Source organism: Comamonas sp. B-9, assembly GCF_000410635.1.
Taxonomy (GTDB): Bacteria; Pseudomonadota; Gammaproteobacteria; order Burkholderiales; family Burkholderiaceae_C; genus Comamonas.
This window is the reverse complement of record NZ_APCR01000567.1, coordinates 1-13709: the sequence shown is the minus strand read 5'-3', so window position 1 is coordinate 13709 and position 13709 is coordinate 1. Positions and strand designations below refer to the sequence as shown.

General features: G+C 61.9%; 21 protein-coding genes. 4 read left to right on the top strand and 17 right to left on the bottom strand.

Annotated elements, in window-relative coordinates; genetic code table 11:
* Positions 1-35 precede the first annotated feature (35 nt).
* The gene (lipA, locus tag H928_RS0105565) at positions 36-1016 is read left to right on the top strand and encodes a lipoyl synthase (RefSeq protein WP_021025610.1); all 981 of its coding nucleotides are present in this window, start codon (positions 36-38) and stop codon (positions 1014-1016) included.
* A 75-nt stretch (positions 1017-1091) separates the two neighbouring features.
* Here lipA and H928_RS0105560 read toward each other — a convergent pair whose 3' ends face one another.
* Positions 1092-1682 carry a cysteine hydrolase family protein gene (locus H928_RS0105560; protein ID WP_021025609.1) on the bottom strand — a complete coding sequence of 197 codons (591 nt, stop codon included), beginning with the start codon at positions 1680-1682 and terminating at the stop codon, positions 1092-1094.
* Between the two features lie 132 nt (positions 1683-1814).
* Here H928_RS0105560 and H928_RS0105555 point away from each other — a divergent pair, with 132 nt between their 5' ends.
* Positions 1815-2807: a GlxA family transcriptional regulator gene (locus tag H928_RS0105555; protein WP_027010584.1), complete on the top strand. Its 993-nt coding sequence runs from the start codon at positions 1815-1817 to the stop codon at positions 2805-2807.
* Positions 2808-2823: 16 nt separating this feature from the next.
* On the opposite strand, the gene ptsP is transcribed toward H928_RS0105555, so the two are convergent.
* From ptsP to H928_RS0105535, 4 genes are all read right to left on the bottom strand, one after another.
* Positions 2824-4584, bottom strand: coding sequence for a phosphoenolpyruvate--protein phosphotransferase (gene ptsP, locus H928_RS0105550; protein ID WP_021025607.1), 1761 nt, complete (start codon positions 4582-4584; stop codon positions 2824-2826).
* 269 nt (positions 4585-4853) lie between these two features.
* Positions 4854-5123, bottom strand: a complete 270-nt coding sequence (locus H928_RS0105545; protein WP_027010583.1) for an HPr family phosphocarrier protein — start codon at positions 5121-5123, stop codon at positions 4854-4856.
* Complete coding sequence (locus H928_RS0105540) at positions 5092-5541, bottom strand: PTS sugar transporter subunit IIA (RefSeq protein ID WP_021025605.1); 450 nt, start codon at positions 5539-5541, stop codon at positions 5092-5094. The genes H928_RS0105545 and H928_RS0105540 overlap by 32 nt, the downstream gene beginning before the upstream one ends.
* Positions 5542-5684: 143 nt before the next feature.
* The gene (locus tag H928_RS0105535; RefSeq protein WP_021025604.1) at positions 5685-6230 is read right to left on the bottom strand and encodes a hypothetical protein; all 546 of its coding nucleotides are present in this window, start codon (positions 6228-6230) and stop codon (positions 5685-5687) included.
* Positions 6231-6366: 136 nt separating this feature from the next.
* Between H928_RS0105535 and H928_RS0105530 the strand changes: the two genes are divergently transcribed.
* The gene (locus H928_RS0105530) at positions 6367-6879 is read left to right on the top strand and encodes a TlpA disulfide reductase family protein (protein ID WP_052329777.1); all 513 of its coding nucleotides are present in this window, start codon (positions 6367-6369) and stop codon (positions 6877-6879) included.
* A 109-nt stretch (positions 6880-6988) separates the two neighbouring features.
* The gene (locus H928_RS0105525; protein ID WP_021025603.1) at positions 6989-7483 is read left to right on the top strand and encodes a GNAT family N-acetyltransferase; all 495 of its coding nucleotides are present in this window, start codon (positions 6989-6991) and stop codon (positions 7481-7483) included.
* 116 nt (positions 7484-7599) lie between these two features.
* On the opposite strand, the gene H928_RS0105520 is transcribed toward H928_RS0105525, so the two are convergent.
* The 12 genes from H928_RS0105520 to rpsJ all read right to left on the bottom strand — a co-directional run bounded on the left by H928_RS0105520 (position 7600) and on the right by rpsJ (position 13657).
* Positions 7600-8109 (bottom strand): peroxiredoxin, encoded by a 510-nt coding sequence (locus H928_RS0105520; RefSeq protein WP_021025602.1) that lies wholly within the window; start codon positions 8107-8109, stop codon positions 7600-7602.
* A 128-nt stretch (positions 8110-8237) separates the two neighbouring features.
* Positions 8238-8507, bottom strand: coding sequence for a 30S ribosomal protein S17 (rpsQ, locus tag H928_RS0105515; RefSeq protein WP_021025601.1), 270 nt, complete (start codon positions 8505-8507; stop codon positions 8238-8240).
* Positions 8508-8518: 11 nt separating this feature from the next.
* On the bottom strand, positions 8519-8716 hold the full coding sequence (gene rpmC, locus H928_RS0105510) for a 50S ribosomal protein L29 (RefSeq protein WP_021025600.1): 198 nt from the start codon (positions 8714-8716) through the stop codon (positions 8519-8521).
* A 17-nt stretch (positions 8717-8733) separates the two neighbouring features.
* Positions 8734-9150 (bottom strand): 50S ribosomal protein L16, encoded by a 417-nt coding sequence (rplP, locus tag H928_RS0105505; RefSeq protein ID WP_021025599.1) that lies wholly within the window; start codon positions 9148-9150, stop codon positions 8734-8736.
* Between the two features lie 2 nt (positions 9151-9152).
* The gene (gene rpsC / locus H928_RS0105500) at positions 9153-10016 is read right to left on the bottom strand and encodes a 30S ribosomal protein S3 (RefSeq protein WP_021025598.1); all 864 of its coding nucleotides are present in this window, start codon (positions 10014-10016) and stop codon (positions 9153-9155) included.
* A 16-nt stretch (positions 10017-10032) separates the two neighbouring features.
* Positions 10033-10365, bottom strand: coding sequence for a 50S ribosomal protein L22 (gene rplV / locus H928_RS0105495; RefSeq protein ID WP_021025597.1), 333 nt, complete (start codon positions 10363-10365; stop codon positions 10033-10035).
* A 10-nt stretch (positions 10366-10375) separates the two neighbouring features.
* Positions 10376-10651 (bottom strand): 30S ribosomal protein S19, encoded by a 276-nt coding sequence (gene rpsS, locus H928_RS0105490; RefSeq protein ID WP_027010580.1) that lies wholly within the window; start codon positions 10649-10651, stop codon positions 10376-10378.
* A gap of 10 nt (positions 10652-10661) precedes the next feature.
* A complete protein-coding gene (rplB, locus tag H928_RS0105485) occupies positions 10662-11486 on the bottom strand; it encodes a 50S ribosomal protein L2 (RefSeq protein WP_021025595.1) in 825 nt (274 codons plus the stop codon).
* Between the two features lie 2 nt (positions 11487-11488).
* Entirely contained in the window at positions 11489-11824 is a 336-nt protein-coding gene (gene rplW / locus H928_RS0105480; RefSeq protein ID WP_021025594.1) for a 50S ribosomal protein L23, read from the bottom strand.
* A complete protein-coding gene (rplD, locus tag H928_RS0105475; RefSeq protein ID WP_021025593.1) occupies positions 11821-12441 on the bottom strand; it encodes a 50S ribosomal protein L4 in 621 nt (206 codons plus the stop codon). The genes rplW and rplD overlap by 4 nt, the downstream gene beginning before the upstream one ends.
* Complete coding sequence (gene rplC / locus H928_RS0105470; protein ID WP_021025592.1) at positions 12441-13112, bottom strand: 50S ribosomal protein L3; 672 nt, start codon at positions 13110-13112, stop codon at positions 12441-12443. The genes rplD and rplC overlap by 1 nt, the downstream gene beginning before the upstream one ends.
* Before the next feature lie 233 nt (positions 13113-13345).
* Positions 13346-13657, bottom strand: a complete 312-nt coding sequence (gene rpsJ, locus H928_RS0105465) for a 30S ribosomal protein S10 (protein ID WP_021025591.1) — start codon at positions 13655-13657, stop codon at positions 13346-13348.
* Positions 13658-13709: the final 52 nt, after the last annotated feature.

Sequence of the window (13709 nt, the reverse complement as noted above, 5' to 3'; positions counted from 1 at the left end):
GCACAGAACGCGGTGAAACAACTAAAGTGAGCATCATGAGCACCAATGAAGTCGTGCGCGAAGCACAGTCCGCTGCCACCTACAACCCGCTGGCCAAGCAAAAGGCGGCCGCCAAACTGGCGCGCATCCCCGTCAAGGTCCAGCAAGCCGAGGTGCTGAAAAAGCCCGATTGGATCCGCGTCAAGGCCGGCAGCCCCACGACCCGTTTCTACGAGATCAAGGACATCCTGCGCCAGAACAATCTGCACACCGTCTGTGAAGAGGCCAGCTGCCCCAACATTGGCGAGTGCTTTGGCAAGGGCACGGCGACCTTCATGATCATGGGTGACAAGTGCACGCGCCGCTGCCCATTCTGCGACGTGGGCCATGGCCGCCCCGACCCGCTCGATCTGAACGAGCCGCTGAACCTGGCGCGCACCATTGCCGCGCTGCGCCTCAAGTACGTGGTGATCACCAGCGTCGACCGCGATGACCTGCGCGACGGTGGCTCGGGCCACTTTGTCGAGTGCATCAAGAACATCCGCGAGCTCTCGCCCACGACCCAGATCGAGATCCTGGTGCCGGACTTCCGCGGCCGCGATGACCGCGCGCTGGAAATCCTCAAGGCCGCCCCGCCCGATGTGATGAACCACAACCTGGAAACCGCACCGCGCCTGTACAAAGAGGCCCGTCCCGGCTCCGACTACCAGTTCAGCCTGAACCTGCTCAAGAAGTTCAAGGACCTGCACCCTACCGTGCCAACCAAGAGCGGCATCATGGTGGGCCTGGGCGAGACGGACGAGGAAATCCTGCAGGTGATGCGCGACATGCGCGCCCACAACATCGACATGCTGACGATTGGCCAGTACCTGGCGCCCTCGAACAGCCACCTGCCCGTGCGCCGCTATGTGCACCCCGACACCTTCAAGATGTTTGAAGAAGAGGCCTACAAGATGGGCTTCACCCACGCCGCCGTGGGTGCGATGGTGCGCTCGAGCTACCACGCTGACCAGCAGGCACACGCAGCTGGCGTTTGACCCCCTCAACGGCTATTGAGGCAAGAGGCTGCACCCCGGCAACAGGGTGCAGCCTCTTTGGTTTGCGGGCTGGTATCAACCCAGCGCAGCGGCGCTCGCGACCACCACCGCATACAGGTCACCAATGGTGGCCATTGCACCCTGGTGCAGCTGCTCAGCAGAGACCGCACCGGCAGCCGATTGCAGTGGCCGGGTAGCGCAGGCATTGGCCACGACGGTGGCACGTTTGCCGCGCAGGAAGGCGCCTTCGGCAGTGAAGGTGACGCACATATGGCTCATGAAGCCGATGATCACCAGCTGCTCGTTGCCGGCAGCCTCGACCTCCTGGGCCAGGTCGGTGTTGTGGAAGGAATTGGGAGCGGTCTTGACAACGACGGGCTCCCCGGCTTGCGGCGCCACGCTGGCATGGATCTGGCCGATCTCGGCGCGGATGTCATAGGGTGAGCCCTCGCCGCCATCGTGCTGCACATGGATCACCTTGGCGCCCACAGCGCGGGCCTGGGCCAGCAGGCGGGATGCGGCGTCCAGCGCCGGCTCCCAGCCTTCGAGCGCCATCACGCCCCGGGTGTAGGTGTTCTGGTAGTCCACCAGAATCAGGGTCGACTGGGCCAGGACGGCGGGCTTGGCGTCGAGTTGGTTGAGTTCGCGTAAAGTGCGGGTATGCATGGTGCTTGCCTTGTTAGGAGGTTGCTGCCACCGGCAGTGGTGGCGGCATGGAGGCATCTTAGGGACAGCCCCCGCAGCGGACAATGCCGTCTTTGCCGCAGAAACCGACACCGGCCTCGAATGAAAGAACGCATGCCGCACCCTGAACGCTTGATGGTGATCGTGTTGTTTGACCGGGTTGACCTGCTCGACATCAGCGGCCCGCCCGAGGTGTTTGCGCTGCTGCAGCGCGAGATGGACGCGCCCTGCGGCTACCAGGTGCTGCTGGCGGCCGAGTCGCTGGAGCCGGTGACCACGGCTGCGGGCGTGCGCGTGCTGCCCGACATACGCCTCTCCAGCCTGCAGCACCAGGCCATTGACACCTTGATCGTGCCGGGCTCGGTCAACACCGATGCCCAGGGCCGCGTGCAGGCGCTGGCCGATCCGGCCGTCGTGCAGTGGGTGCAGACGCTGGCGGGCCAGTCCCGGCGCGTGGCCTCGGTCTGCGTCGGCGCGCATATCCTGGCAGCCGCCGGCCTGCTCAGCGGCAAGGAGGCCACGACACACTGGTCCACCGCCGCGCAGCTGGCCCAGGACCACCCGGACATCCGCGTGGATGCCGACCGCATCTACATCCAGCAGGGCCGCATCTGGACCGGAGCGGGCCTGACCACCTGCCTGGACCTGGCGCTGGCCCTGGTGGCCGAGGATTTTGGCAATACGCTGGCGACGCGTGTGGCGCGCCAGCTGGTGATGTTCCTGAGGCGCCCCGGCGGCCAGAGCCAGTTCAGCGTGATGCTCGAGCCGCTGTCGAGCACGCGCCGCATGGACAAGCTGCGCCAGTACATCGCCGAGCACCTGGGCCAGCCGCTGTCGATGCCCGACCTGGCCGAGCAGATGCATGTGAGCGACCGGCAGCTGGCCCGCATCTTCAAGACCGAGCTGGGCATGACGCCGGCCGCCTACCTGGAAGCGGCGCGGGTGGAGGCGGCCCGCCAGCAGCTCGAAGCCACCGATGCCCCGCTGGAGCGGGTAGCCCAGACCTGCGGCTTCAACACCTCCGACACGCTGCAGCGCGCGTTTCGCCGCCAGCTGGGCACCACGCCGGGCCAGTACCGCAGCCGCTTTCGCACGCCCACAGAATGAGTCGGGGCCGAGGCCTTTAACTCTCCAGCACGCCAGCCGGATCTTCTGACGCAATCACCTGCTGGGCCCAGCCCACCAGGCGCCGCGTGTCGGCCCGCAGCACCTGCTGCTTGATGGCCAGGATCTGCGCGGGCTGCATCGAAAAGCTGCGCAGGCCCAGGCCCAGCAGCAAGCGGGTCATCGCGGTATCGCCGGCCATCTCGCCGCAGACGCAGACATCCTTGCCGGCGGCATTCGCCGCCTGGATGACCTCGGCCACCAGGCGCAGCACGGCGGGGTGGAAGGGGTCGTAGAGCTGCGACACCGCCTCATCGGCCCGGTCGATCGCCAAGGTGTACTGGATCAGGTCGTTGGTGCCGATCGAGAGGAAATCGAAGTACTTCAAAAAGGTGCGCACCGTCAGCGCTGCGGCCGGTATCTCGACCATCGCGCCGAGCTTGACCAGGCCCTGGGGCACATTGCGCTCGCGCAGCTCCTGCGAGGCTTGCTCGACCAGTGCCAGGGTCTGCTTGATCTCGCTGACATGGGCGAGCATCGGAAACAGCAATTGCACCGGGCCATGCGCTGCTGCGCGCAAGATGGCGCGCAGCTGGGTGCGGAACATGTCCGGATCAGCCAGGCTGAAGCGGATGGCGCGCAAACCCAGCGCCGGGTTGAGGTAGTAGTCCTTGGGCTGGGCCTTGTCCAGCGGCTTGTCGGCGCCCACGTCGAGCGTGCGGATCGTCACCGGCATGCCCTGCATGCCTTCGAGCGCCTCGCGGTAGGCGCGGTACTGCTCTTCTTCATCGGGCACCTTGCCGCCCCGGCCCATGAAGAGAAACTCGGTACGGAACAGGCCCACACCCACGGCACCGGCTTTCACCGCCGCCGGGCCATCGCCGGGCTGCTCGATATTGGCCAGCAGCTCGATGCGCTCGCCATCGATGGTGATGGACGGCGTATCGCGCAGGCGCGAGAGGCGCTCGCGCTCCAGGCGCATCTGGCGCTGCTTGAAGCGGTACTCCTCCAGCAGGATCGGCGAGGGGTCGACAATCACCTCGCCGGCATCGCCGTCGATGATGACCCAGTCATCGGCGCGGATCAGCTGGCTGGCCGTGCGGGCACCCACGACGGCCGGAATATCCATGCTGCGCGCGACGATGGCGGTGTGGCTGGTCTTGCCGCCCACCGCCGTGACAAAGCCGGCAAACACGCTTTGCTTGAACTGCAGCATGTCGGCGGGCGAGAGGTCATTGGCGATCAGCACCATCGGCGCATCGCGCTCATCGGCCACCCAGTCGTGCTGCCCCTCCTGCACGCCCAGCGGCGTGCTGACCGGCGCCGCCACCGGGCTGGAGACGCCGCGCATATGGCGCAGCACGCGCTCGACCACCTGCTCGAGGTCGCCCTTGCGCTCACGCAGGTACTCGTCGTCCATCTCGTCGAACTGGCGGCACAGCAGCTCCAGCTGCGCGGTCAGCGCCCATTCGGCGTTGTAGAGGCGCTCGCTGATCAGCTGGCGCACACCCGAGGACAGCATGTCGTCCTGGACCAGCATCAGGTGCACATCCAAGAGCGGCTCGAGCTCCTGCGGCGCATCGACCCCCAGGTCGCCACGCAGGCGCTGCAGCTCTTCGATCACCGCCAGCCGGCCTTTGCGCACACGCTCTATCTCGCGCGCCACCTGGTCGGGCTCAATCAGGTAATGGGTCACCTCCAGGTGGCTGGACGCCGCCATGACGGCCCGGCCAATGGCAATCCCCCGGGCCACTGCGATTCCATGGATGGCAAATGTCATGCGGAACTTCCTCTTCGCTGGCGCGCTGTTGCGCCAAGCTGATTTATACGCCTGTCTCAGAAGACTGTACAAGCTCGGGGGCTGGTAAAGCGCGGGGAAAGGCGGGCATTCAGGTAAAGCGCAGCAGCGCATGCCAGTGCCCGCATCGGCAACCTACCAGCACCGGCCGGCAGCGGCGTGCCGGGTGCGTAGTGCCTGGTCCGTGGTGCCTGTGCGCGGCTCCTGATCCGAAAAGCGAGCCCGCGCCGCTGCAGACGCCAGGCCGCGCCTTACTCGCCTTCGCCGAACTTGTCGTTGATGAGGGCCAGCAAGGCGTCCATCGCCTGCTGTTCATCGGCGCCGTCGGTCTCGATGCTGACCTCGGTGCCAATGCCGGCGGCCAGCATCATCACGCCCATGATGCTTTTGGCATTGACGCGGCGCTCACCCCGCGTGATCCAGACCTCGCAGGCAAAGCTGCCAGCGAGCTTGGTGAGTTTGGCCGACGCGCGGGCATGCAGGCCCAATTTATTGCTGATGGTGACTGCGGTCTTGATCATGTGCTCGGATATTTTGGTTCTGTGGCGTGTTCTGCGTCACCTGCATGATGCCCTGGCTGCCCCCTGCAATGGCCCGGGCCACGAGGCTGTCCAGCGTCTCTTGGCGGTAGCACAGCGCACGCAGCAGCATCGGCAGGTTGACACCGGCCACCAGCCGGGTGGATGCACGGCGCTTGGCCAGCTCCTGGGCAATATTATGCGGGGTCGCGCCAAACACGTCGCTCAGCACCAGCACCGGGCCGCTGTGGCTGTGGTCGAGCATGGCCTGCGCCTCCTGCAGGCAGGCCACCGGATCGGCGCTGGCAGGCACATCCAGCGCCATCAGGTGCTCTCCGCTGTCGGGGAACACATGCGCAGCGCATTGCGCCAGCGCCTGGGCCAGCGGTGCATGGGCGATCAACAATATCCGGTTGCTCATCAAATCAAAAACCAAGAAGTTCTGTGAAGGGCGCGCGGCTGGCCGCCTTCCTGGCCCAGCCGCACCCTGTCCCAGTGTAGCGATTTTGCGGCACTGCAACATTGGTAGTGTTGCTTAGCCGAGGGTCAGGGTGGGTCCGCACCCTAGCGCAACTGCAGTCCTTTGACAAAGCTCTGCAGCGCCTCAGCAGCCAACGGCCCAGGTGACAGCACCAGCGCCTGGTACACCCGCACCTGCGGCCCTTCGCTGCGCGCAAACCAGCGCGCATTGGCATACACCGTCTGGCCTTGGCCATCGCGGCCCTGCCACTGCAGCTGGCGCGCCTGGGGTAGCTCCAGCGTACCGGGCAAGACAAAAGCCTGCCCGGGCAGCGGCTGCCAGGCATCGGTCCTCTGCAACTGCTGGTGCAGTGCCTTTTGCCAGTCCGTCAGTACCGTGGCCGCGTCCTGCGGCTGCGCCAGGGCCACATGGGCCAGCGCATAGGTGGCGCCACCTGCCTGGCAACCCACCATCGACACGGTCAAGGTCTGCGCGCCCCAGGCCACATCACGCACCGCACGGTCGGGCTTGCAGGGCAGCATCAGGTCCAGCGGCGCATCGGCCAGGGCCACCACGCGCCAGTTCAGCGCCGGGCTACAGGCGGCCAGCAGCAAGGCAGTGGTGAGGATCAGGCGGCGGGCCAGGGGCATCCGGCCATTATGGGCACGGCACTGCGATGGTCAAGCGGGACGCGCAGGTATGGCCGCTGCGCTGCGCCCGCCAGCAGCCCTGGTCGCATAATGGCCACAGCGCCGAACTTTCGGCACCGCTTTGACTCCGAGCACCATGTCCCGAAAAACCACCACCACCGTCCTCACCACGCTGGCCATCGCTGCGGCGATTGGCATCGGTGCCTTTGTCTACCAGGGCACGGGGCAGGCGGCCGCGCCCGAGAGCCGGTTTGTGCTGCTCAACGGCAGCACCCAGACGACGGCCGACATGAAGGGCAAGGTCACCCTGGTGAACTTCTGGGCCACCAGCTGCACCACCTGCGTGGCGGAAATGCCCGAGATCATCAAGACCTACGACAAGTACAAGGACCGGGGCTACGACACCATGGCGGTCGCCATGCACTACGACCCGCCCAGCTATGTCGTCAACTTTGCCGAGTCGCGCAAGCTGCCCTTCAAGGTGGCGATCGACAACACCGGCCAGATTGCCAAGGACTGGGGCGACATCCAGCTCACCCCGACCACCTTTGTCGTGAACAAGCAGGGCCAGGTGGTCAAGCGCTATGTGGGCGCCCCCAATTTTGAGGAGCTGCACAAGCTGATCGACAAGCTGCTGGCAGAGACCTGAGCCTTTGCAACACCCCCCCAAGAAAACCGCCCTCGATAGGCGGTTTTTCGATGGCGCCTGCGATGGTGCGGGCGCTACACTGCACATTCCTTGACTAAGCGCCGCCGCTGTGGACCGACCTGAGATAACGTTCCTGCACCCCACCACACCGGAAGAGCTCGCCGTGACCCGCGAGATCTTTCGGGAATATGCCCAATCACTGGATATTGATCTGGGCTTCCAGGGTTTTGAGGATGAGCTGGCCGAGCTGCCCGGCGAATATGGCGACCCGCGCGGCGACCTGGTGCTGGCGCTGGTGGAAGGCTCGGTCGCCGGCTGCTGCGCGCTGCGGCCCATGGACGATGTGGACTACAGCAACGCCTGCGAGATGAAACGCCTCTATGTGCGCAAGGCCTTCCGGGGCTTTGGCCTGGGCCGCCAGCTGGTGGACTACACCATGGCCAGCGCCATCCGCCTGGGCTATGACTGCATCTTGCTCGACACGCTGGACAGCATGGAGTCGGCCCGCGCGCTCTATGCCGATTTTGGCTTTGAAGAGATTCCGCCCTACTACCACAACCCCGTCGCTGGCACGCACTACCTCAAGGCCGACGTCCATCCCTGATCACTGTGCATGACGCTCAGCCCGCAAAAAAGCACGCCTAGGCGTGCTTTGTGCATTCAGCCAGGCCCTGCAGCGCCTTGCGGCACCACAGCGGCCCAGTTGGGCCCGGTGTGACCTTAGGCCTGCTTGGCTTGGGCCAGGATGGTGTCGGCATCGCTGACCGTGAACTGGCCAGGGGCTTCCACGTTCAGCTGCACCACCTTGCCATCCTTGACCAGCATGGAGTAGCGGTTGCTGCGCAGGCCCAGGCCCTTGCCGTTGAGATCCAGCGTCAGGCCGGTGGCCTTGGCAAAGGCGGCGTCGCCATCACCAATCATGCGCACCTTGCCTTCGGTGTGCTGGTCCTTGCCCCAGGCGCCCATCACAAAGGCGTCATTGACCGACAGGCACCAGATTTCATCCACGCCGGCGGCCTTGAAGGCTTCTGCCTTTTCCACGTAGCCAGGCAGGTGCTTGGCCGAGCAGGTCGGCGTGAAAGCGCCGGGCACCGCAAACAAAGCGATGGTCTTGCCAGCCGCTTCCTTGCTCACATCAAAGGCGTTGGGGCCCAGGCTGCAGCCATTGCCTTCGACCGCCACAAACTCGCTCAGGGTTGCAGAGGGAAGCGAATCGCCAACTTTGATCATGGTGTACTCCTTGTAAATTGCCCATCAGGCAGTGATCCCGCCGGCCGGAGGGCCAAAACGGGCATAAAAAAACGACCCACAGATTGTGGGTCGTTTTTGAAGTTACGTTGGTGCAAGTCGCAAAAGACTTAAACCAAAGCAGCCTTTTGCACCAAGCGGGTAGCCACCCAGTTCTTGGTCTTGGAGAGCGGACGGCTCTCGGTGATCTCGATCGTATCGCCGGTGTTGTACTCGCCCTTTTCGTCGTGGGCGTGGTACTTGCTGGACTTGATCATGATCTTGTCGTAGATGGGGTGCTTCACGCGACGTTCTACCAGAACGGTCACGGTCTTTTCACGCTTATCGCTGACCACCTTGCCAATCAAGGTGCGCTTGAGGGATTTTTTAGCTTCCGTCATGTCGGCTCCTATTACTTGGCGGCTTGCTTTTCAGCAAGAATGGTCTTGGCACGTGCCACATCGCGGCGGGTAGCCTTGATGGTAGCGGTGTTGCCCAGTTGTTGCGTTGCCTTTTGCATGCGCAGACCAAAGTGAGCCTTTTGCAAGGACTTGATCTCGGCTTCCAGGCCAGCAACGTCTTTTTGGCGCAGTTCAGCAGCTTTCGTCATATCGATTTCTCCTGAATTTAAGCGCCAAGCTGACGGGTAACGAACGTGGTGCGCAGCGGCAGCTTGGCAGCAGCCAGGCGGAACGCTTCGCGGGCCAGTTCTTCGGGCACGCCAACGATTTCGAACACCATCTTACCGGGCTGAATTTCAGCCACGTAGTACTCTGGGTTGCCCTTACCGTTACCCATACGGACTTCGGCTGGCTTGGTCGAGATTGGCTTGTCAGGGAACACGCGGATCCAGATACGGCCGCCACGCTTGACGTGACGGGAGATTGCACGACGTGCAGCCTCGATCTGGCGGGCCGTCAGGCGGCCACGGTCCGTGCATTTCAGGCCGAAATCACCGAACGCTACCGTGTTACCACGGGTTGCGATACCAGTGTTGCGACCCTTTTGCTCCTTGCGGTATTTGCGGCGAGCAGGTTGCAGCATAGTTATTCTCCTTTACCGTCCGCTGCTGTAGCGGGCGCGTCAGTCTTGCGAACGCGCTTAACGGAATCAGCACCAGCGCCGGCGGGCTTGTCGCTGCCGTCTGCAGGAGCCGTGTTACCACCAGCGGGGCGACGAGGGCCACGCGATGGACGATCGCCATTGCGGTTGTCACGACGAGGACCACGTGGACGACGCTCTTCTTCAGGACGTGGCGTTTCTGCGGCTGGCAGATCGTTACGACCCAGAGTGTCACCCTTGTAGACCCACACCTTCACGCCGATCACACCGTAGGTGGTCTTGGCTTCGGAGGTGCCGTAATCGATGTCGGCGCGCAGGGTGTGCAGTGGCACACGACCTTCGCGGTACCACTCGGTACGTGCGATTTCGATACCGTTCAGACGGCCCGACGACATGATCTTGATACCTTGAGCGCCCAGACGCATCGCATTCTGCATCGCACGCTTCATGGCGCGACGGAACTGGATACGCTTTTCGAGCTGCTGGGTGATCGAGTCAGCAATCAGCTGGGCATCGATTTCAGGCTTGCGCACTTCTTCGATGTTCACAGCGACTGGCACGCCCAGGCGAGCAGCGAGTTCCTTCTTCAGGGCCTCGATGTCTTCACCCTTCTTGCCGATCACCACACCAGGACGCGCCGAGTAAATGGTGATGCGGGCGTTCTTGGCAGGACGCTCGATCAGAACGCGTGCCACGGCAGCGTTCTTCAGCTTCTCTTTCAGGTACTCACGAACCTTGATGTCTTCGGCCAGCATGCCGGCGAAATCACGGTTGCTTGCGTACCAGCGGCTAGACCAGTTACGGCTGACCGCCAGACGGAAGCCGGTAGGATGGATTTTTTGTCCCATGTTCTTCCTTTAGGCCTCAGTTACCCACGGTCACATAAATGTGGCAGGTAGGCTTGCTGATGCGGTTGCCGCGGCCCTTGGCGCGAGCGGTAAAACGCTTGAGCGTGGTGCCTTGCTCGACGAAGATGGTCTTGACCTTCAATTCGTCGATGTCAGCGCCGTCGTTGTGCTCAGCGTTGGCGATAGCGGACTCCAGAACCTTCTTGACGATCACAGCAGCTTTTTTCTGCGTGAATTCGAGAATGTTCAGAGCTTGGTCAACCTTCTTGCCGCGAATCAGATCCGCAACCAGACGGCCTTTGTCAACCGACAGGCGAACGCCGCGGAGGACTGCACGTGTTTCAGACATGGTCTACTCCTTATCGTTTCGCTTTTTTATCAGCGGGGTGACCCTTGAAGGTGCGCGTCAGGGCGAATTCGCCGAGCTTGTGGCCCACCATCTGGTCGGTTACATATACCGGTACGTGTTGCTTGCCGTTGTGCACGGCGATGGTCAGACCGATGAAATCGGGCAGAACCATGGAGCGACGCGACCAGGTCTTCACTGGTTTCTTGTCCTTGGTGGCGATGGCCTTTTCGACCTTTGCCAGCAAGTGATGGTCAACAAACGGACCCTTTTTAAGAGAACGAGTCATTTGCTACCCCTTACTTCTTACGGCGCGACACGATCATGGTCTGTGTGCGCTTGTTGTTACGGGTACGGTAGCCCTTCGTCAGATTGCCCCATGGGTCAACTGCGTGACGGCCTTCACCGGTCTTGCCTTCACCACCACCGTGTGGGTGATCGACAGGGTTCATCACCACACCGCGAACGGTAGGACGAATACCCATCCAACGCTTGACACCGGCCTTGCCCAGTTGGCGCAGGCTGTGTTCTTCGTTGGCGACTTCACCGATGGTTGCACGGCATTCGATATGGATCTTGCGAACTTCGCCCGAACGCATACGCACTTGGGCGTAAACGCCTTCGCGAGCCAGCAGGGTAGCCGAGGTACCAGCGGAACGGGCGATTTGTGCGCCAGCGCCGATCTTCAGCTCGATGCAGTGAATGGTCGAACCCACAGGGATGTTGCGGATCGGCAGGGTGTTACCCACGCGGATCGGTGCTTCAGAGCCACTGATGATGGTTGCGCCCACTTCCAGGTTACGCGGAGCGATCACATAACGACGCTCGCCGTCTGCGTAGCACACCAGAGCGATGTGAGCGGTACGGTTTGGATCGTATTCAATGCGTTCCACCTTGGCGGGGATGCCGTCCTTGGTGCGCTTGAAGTCCACCACACGGTAGTGGTGCTTGTGACCACCGCCCTTGTGACGGGTGGTGATGTGACCGTTGTTGTTGCGGCCTGCCTTTTGGAACTGAGGTTCCAGCAGAGGAGCGAAACCTTCGCCCTTGTGCAGATGGCCACGGGTCACCTTCACCACATGGCGTTGGCCGGGCGAAGTTGGTTTGAGCTTAATAACAGCCATGATTACGCAGCCTCCCCAGAGAGGTTCAGCTCTTGACCTGGCTTGAGCAGCACATAAGCCTTGCGCACGTTGTCGCGGCGGCCGATGGTCTTGCCAAAGCGCTTGGTCTTGCCCTTGGTGTTCACCACAGACACGCCCTTCACTTCGACCTTGAACAGCAGCTCAACAGCGGCCTTGATCTCGGGCTTGGTGGCGTTCTGCAGCACCTTGAATGTCACAGCGTTGGACTTTTCAGCAACCAGCGTGGCCTTTTCGGACACGATAGGAGCAACCAGCACTTGCATCAGACGACCTTCGTCGAACTTGCGTTCGGCGGGAGTAGGGTTCACACGGCTCATGCGAACATCTCCTTGAGTTTGTCGAGAGCGCCCTTGGTAACGAGCACTTTCTTGAATTGCACCAGCGACACTGGATCAGCGTAACGTGGCTCAACCACGAACACATTCTTCAGATTGCGCGAAGCGAGGTACAGGTTTTCGTCCACTTCGTCGGCGATCACCATCACCGAGTCCAGGTTCATGGACTTGAACTTGTCAGCCAGTACCTTGGTCTTGGGCGAATCAACCGTCAGCGAATCAACCACAGCCAGGCGGCCTTCACGGGCCAGCTGCGAGAAGATGGATGCCATACCGGCGCGGTACATCTTCTTGTTGATCTTCTGCGTGAAGTTTTCATCAGGCAGATTCGGGAAGATGCGACCGCCGCCACGCCACAGAGGCGAAGACGACATACCAGCACGTGCACGGCCAGTACCCTTTTGTTTGAAAGGCTTGGCGGTGGTGTGACGGACCTGTTCGCGGTCCTTTTGAGCGCGTGTGCCTTGACGGCCGTTGGCGCGGTAAGCAACGATGATCTGGTGAATCAGGTCTTCATTGAAATCGCGACCAAACACGGTCTCAGGAGCGTCCACTTGGGAGGCTGCCTTACCTTGTTCGTTCAGGAGTTCGAGCTTCATTAGTTCGCTCCTTTAGCGGCTGCCTTGACAGCAGGACGCACGGTCACGAAGCCATTCTTCGAACCGGGGATTGCGCCCTTGATCAGCAGCAGTTGACGGGCTTCGTCGATACGAACCACGTCGAGATTCTGGGTAGTCACGGTCTCATCGCCCATGTGACCGGTCATGCGCTTACCGGGGAACACGCGACCTGGGTCTTGTGCCATACCGATCGAGCCGGGAACATTGTGCGAACGGCTGTTACCGTGAGAAGCACGTTGCGACTTGAAGTTGTGACGCTTGATGGTACCGGCGTAGCCCTTACCGATCGAGGTACCTTGCACGTCGACCTTTTGGCCCACTGCAAAGATCTCGGTCACTGGCAAGGATGCACCTGCGGCGTACTTGCCGGCGGTGTCAGCTTCAACGCGGAATTCCTGGGTGATTTCACCAGCTTCCACGCCTGCCTTGGCCAGGTGGCCAGCGGCTGGCTTGGTCACGCGCGAAGCGCGGCGTTGACCAAAGGTGACCTGCAGGGCCACGTAGCCGTCGTTCTCTTGGGTTTTGACCTGGGTCACGCGGTTGTTAGACACATCCACCACGGTGACAGGCACTGCATCGCCGTCATCCGTGAACAGGCGCATCATGCCTACCTTACGGCCCAGCAACCCGAGGGAGTTGCTTTGACTCATTTGTTGCTCCAAAACTTCCGCCACCGAAACTGCAATTGGCTCGGTGTTGCCCCTGGGTTTGACGCCACAGGCACGAAAGAAGGTTAATAAAAACTTCGTCTCTTACCACCAAAATGCTAGGCAAATTGGATGTATAGATCACGAAGCCATAAATTCTAACGCGAACTTCCCAAATAGGCAAGTTCGCGTTAGAAAGGACAAGCAGCCACACCGGCAGGTGTGGCTTTCAGGCCTTATTGCAGTTTGATTTCGACGTCCACGCCGGCAGCCAGGTCCAGCTTCATCAGCGCGTCAACGGTCTTGTCGGTAGGATCGACAATGTCCATCAGGCGTTGGTGGGTGCGGATTTCCAGCTGGTCACGCGAAGTCTTGTTCACGTGGGGCGAGCGCAGAATGTCAAAACGCTTCATGCGGGTTGGCAGGGGCACGGGACCCTTGACAATCGCGCCGGTGCGCTTGGCGGTTTCAACGATTTCAGCAGCGGACTGGTCGATCAACTTGTAATCGAAAGCCTTCAGGCGGATGCGGATTTTTTGCTTGGACATGGTTAATTCCCAGTTGTGCTAAGAATTAAGCAATGATCTTGGCAACCACGCC

What these genes read in the sequence shown, in the direction of transcription:
- H928_RS0105555 (WP_027010584.1), top strand. Translation starts at nt 1,815, where the DNA reads ATGCCGCACCCTGAACGCTTGATGGTGATCGTGTTGTTTGACCGGGTT.
- H928_RS0105520 (WP_021025602.1), bottom strand. Translation starts at nt 8,109, where the DNA reads ATGATCAAAGTTGGCGATTCGCTTCCCTCTGCAACCCTGAGCGAGTTT.
- rplV (WP_021025597.1), bottom strand. Translation starts at nt 10,365, where the DNA reads ATGTCTGAAACACGTGCAGTCCTCCGCGGCGTTCGCCTGTCGGTTGAC.
- rpsJ (WP_021025591.1), bottom strand. Translation starts at nt 13,657, where the DNA reads ATGTCCAAGCAAAAAATCCGCATCCGCCTGAAGGCTTTCGATTACAAG.
- H928_RS0105560 (WP_021025609.1), bottom strand. Translation starts at nt 1,682, where the DNA reads ATGCATACCCGCACTTTACGCGAACTCAACCAACTCGACGCCAAGCCC.
- rpmC (WP_021025600.1), bottom strand. Translation starts at nt 8,716, where the DNA reads ATGACGAAAGCTGCTGAACTGCGCCAAAAAGACGTTGCTGGCCTGGAA.
- rplC (WP_021025592.1), bottom strand. Translation starts at nt 13,112, where the DNA reads ATGAGTCAAAGCAACTCCCTCGGGTTGCTGGGCCGTAAGGTAGGCATG.
- H928_RS0105545 (WP_027010583.1), bottom strand. Translation starts at nt 5,123, where the DNA reads ATGATCAAGACCGCAGTCACCATCAGCAATAAATTGGGCCTGCATGCC.
- rpsC (WP_021025598.1), bottom strand. Translation starts at nt 10,016, where the DNA reads ATGGGACAAAAAATCCATCCTACCGGCTTCCGTCTGGCGGTCAGCCGT.
- rplB (WP_021025595.1), bottom strand. Translation starts at nt 11,486, where the DNA reads ATGGCTGTTATTAAGCTCAAACCAACTTCGCCCGGCCAACGCCATGTG.
- rpsS (WP_027010580.1), bottom strand. Translation starts at nt 10,651, where the DNA reads ATGACTCGTTCTCTTAAAAAGGGTCCGTTTGTTGACCATCACTTGCTG.
- H928_RS0105530 (WP_052329777.1), top strand. Translation starts at nt 6,367, where the DNA reads ATGTCCCGAAAAACCACCACCACCGTCCTCACCACGCTGGCCATCGCT.
- ptsP (WP_021025607.1), bottom strand. Translation starts at nt 4,584, where the DNA reads ATGACATTTGCCATCCATGGAATCGCAGTGGCCCGGGGGATTGCCATT.
- rplW (WP_021025594.1), bottom strand. Translation starts at nt 11,824, where the DNA reads ATGAGCCGTGTGAACCCTACTCCCGCCGAACGCAAGTTCGACGAAGGT.
- H928_RS0105535 (WP_021025604.1), bottom strand. Translation starts at nt 6,230, where the DNA reads ATGCCCCTGGCCCGCCGCCTGATCCTCACCACTGCCTTGCTGCTGGCC.
- lipA (WP_021025610.1), top strand. Translation starts at nt 36, where the DNA reads ATGAGCACCAATGAAGTCGTGCGCGAAGCACAGTCCGCTGCCACCTAC.
- rplD (WP_021025593.1), bottom strand. Translation starts at nt 12,441, where the DNA reads ATGAAGCTCGAACTCCTGAACGAACAAGGTAAGGCAGCCTCCCAAGTG.
- rplP (WP_021025599.1), bottom strand. Translation starts at nt 9,150, where the DNA reads ATGCTGCAACCTGCTCGCCGCAAATACCGCAAGGAGCAAAAGGGTCGC.
- rpsQ (WP_021025601.1), bottom strand. Translation starts at nt 8,507, where the DNA reads ATGACGGAAGCTAAAAAATCCCTCAAGCGCACCTTGATTGGCAAGGTG.
- H928_RS0105540 (WP_021025605.1), bottom strand. Translation starts at nt 5,541, where the DNA reads ATGAGCAACCGGATATTGTTGATCGCCCATGCACCGCTGGCCCAGGCG.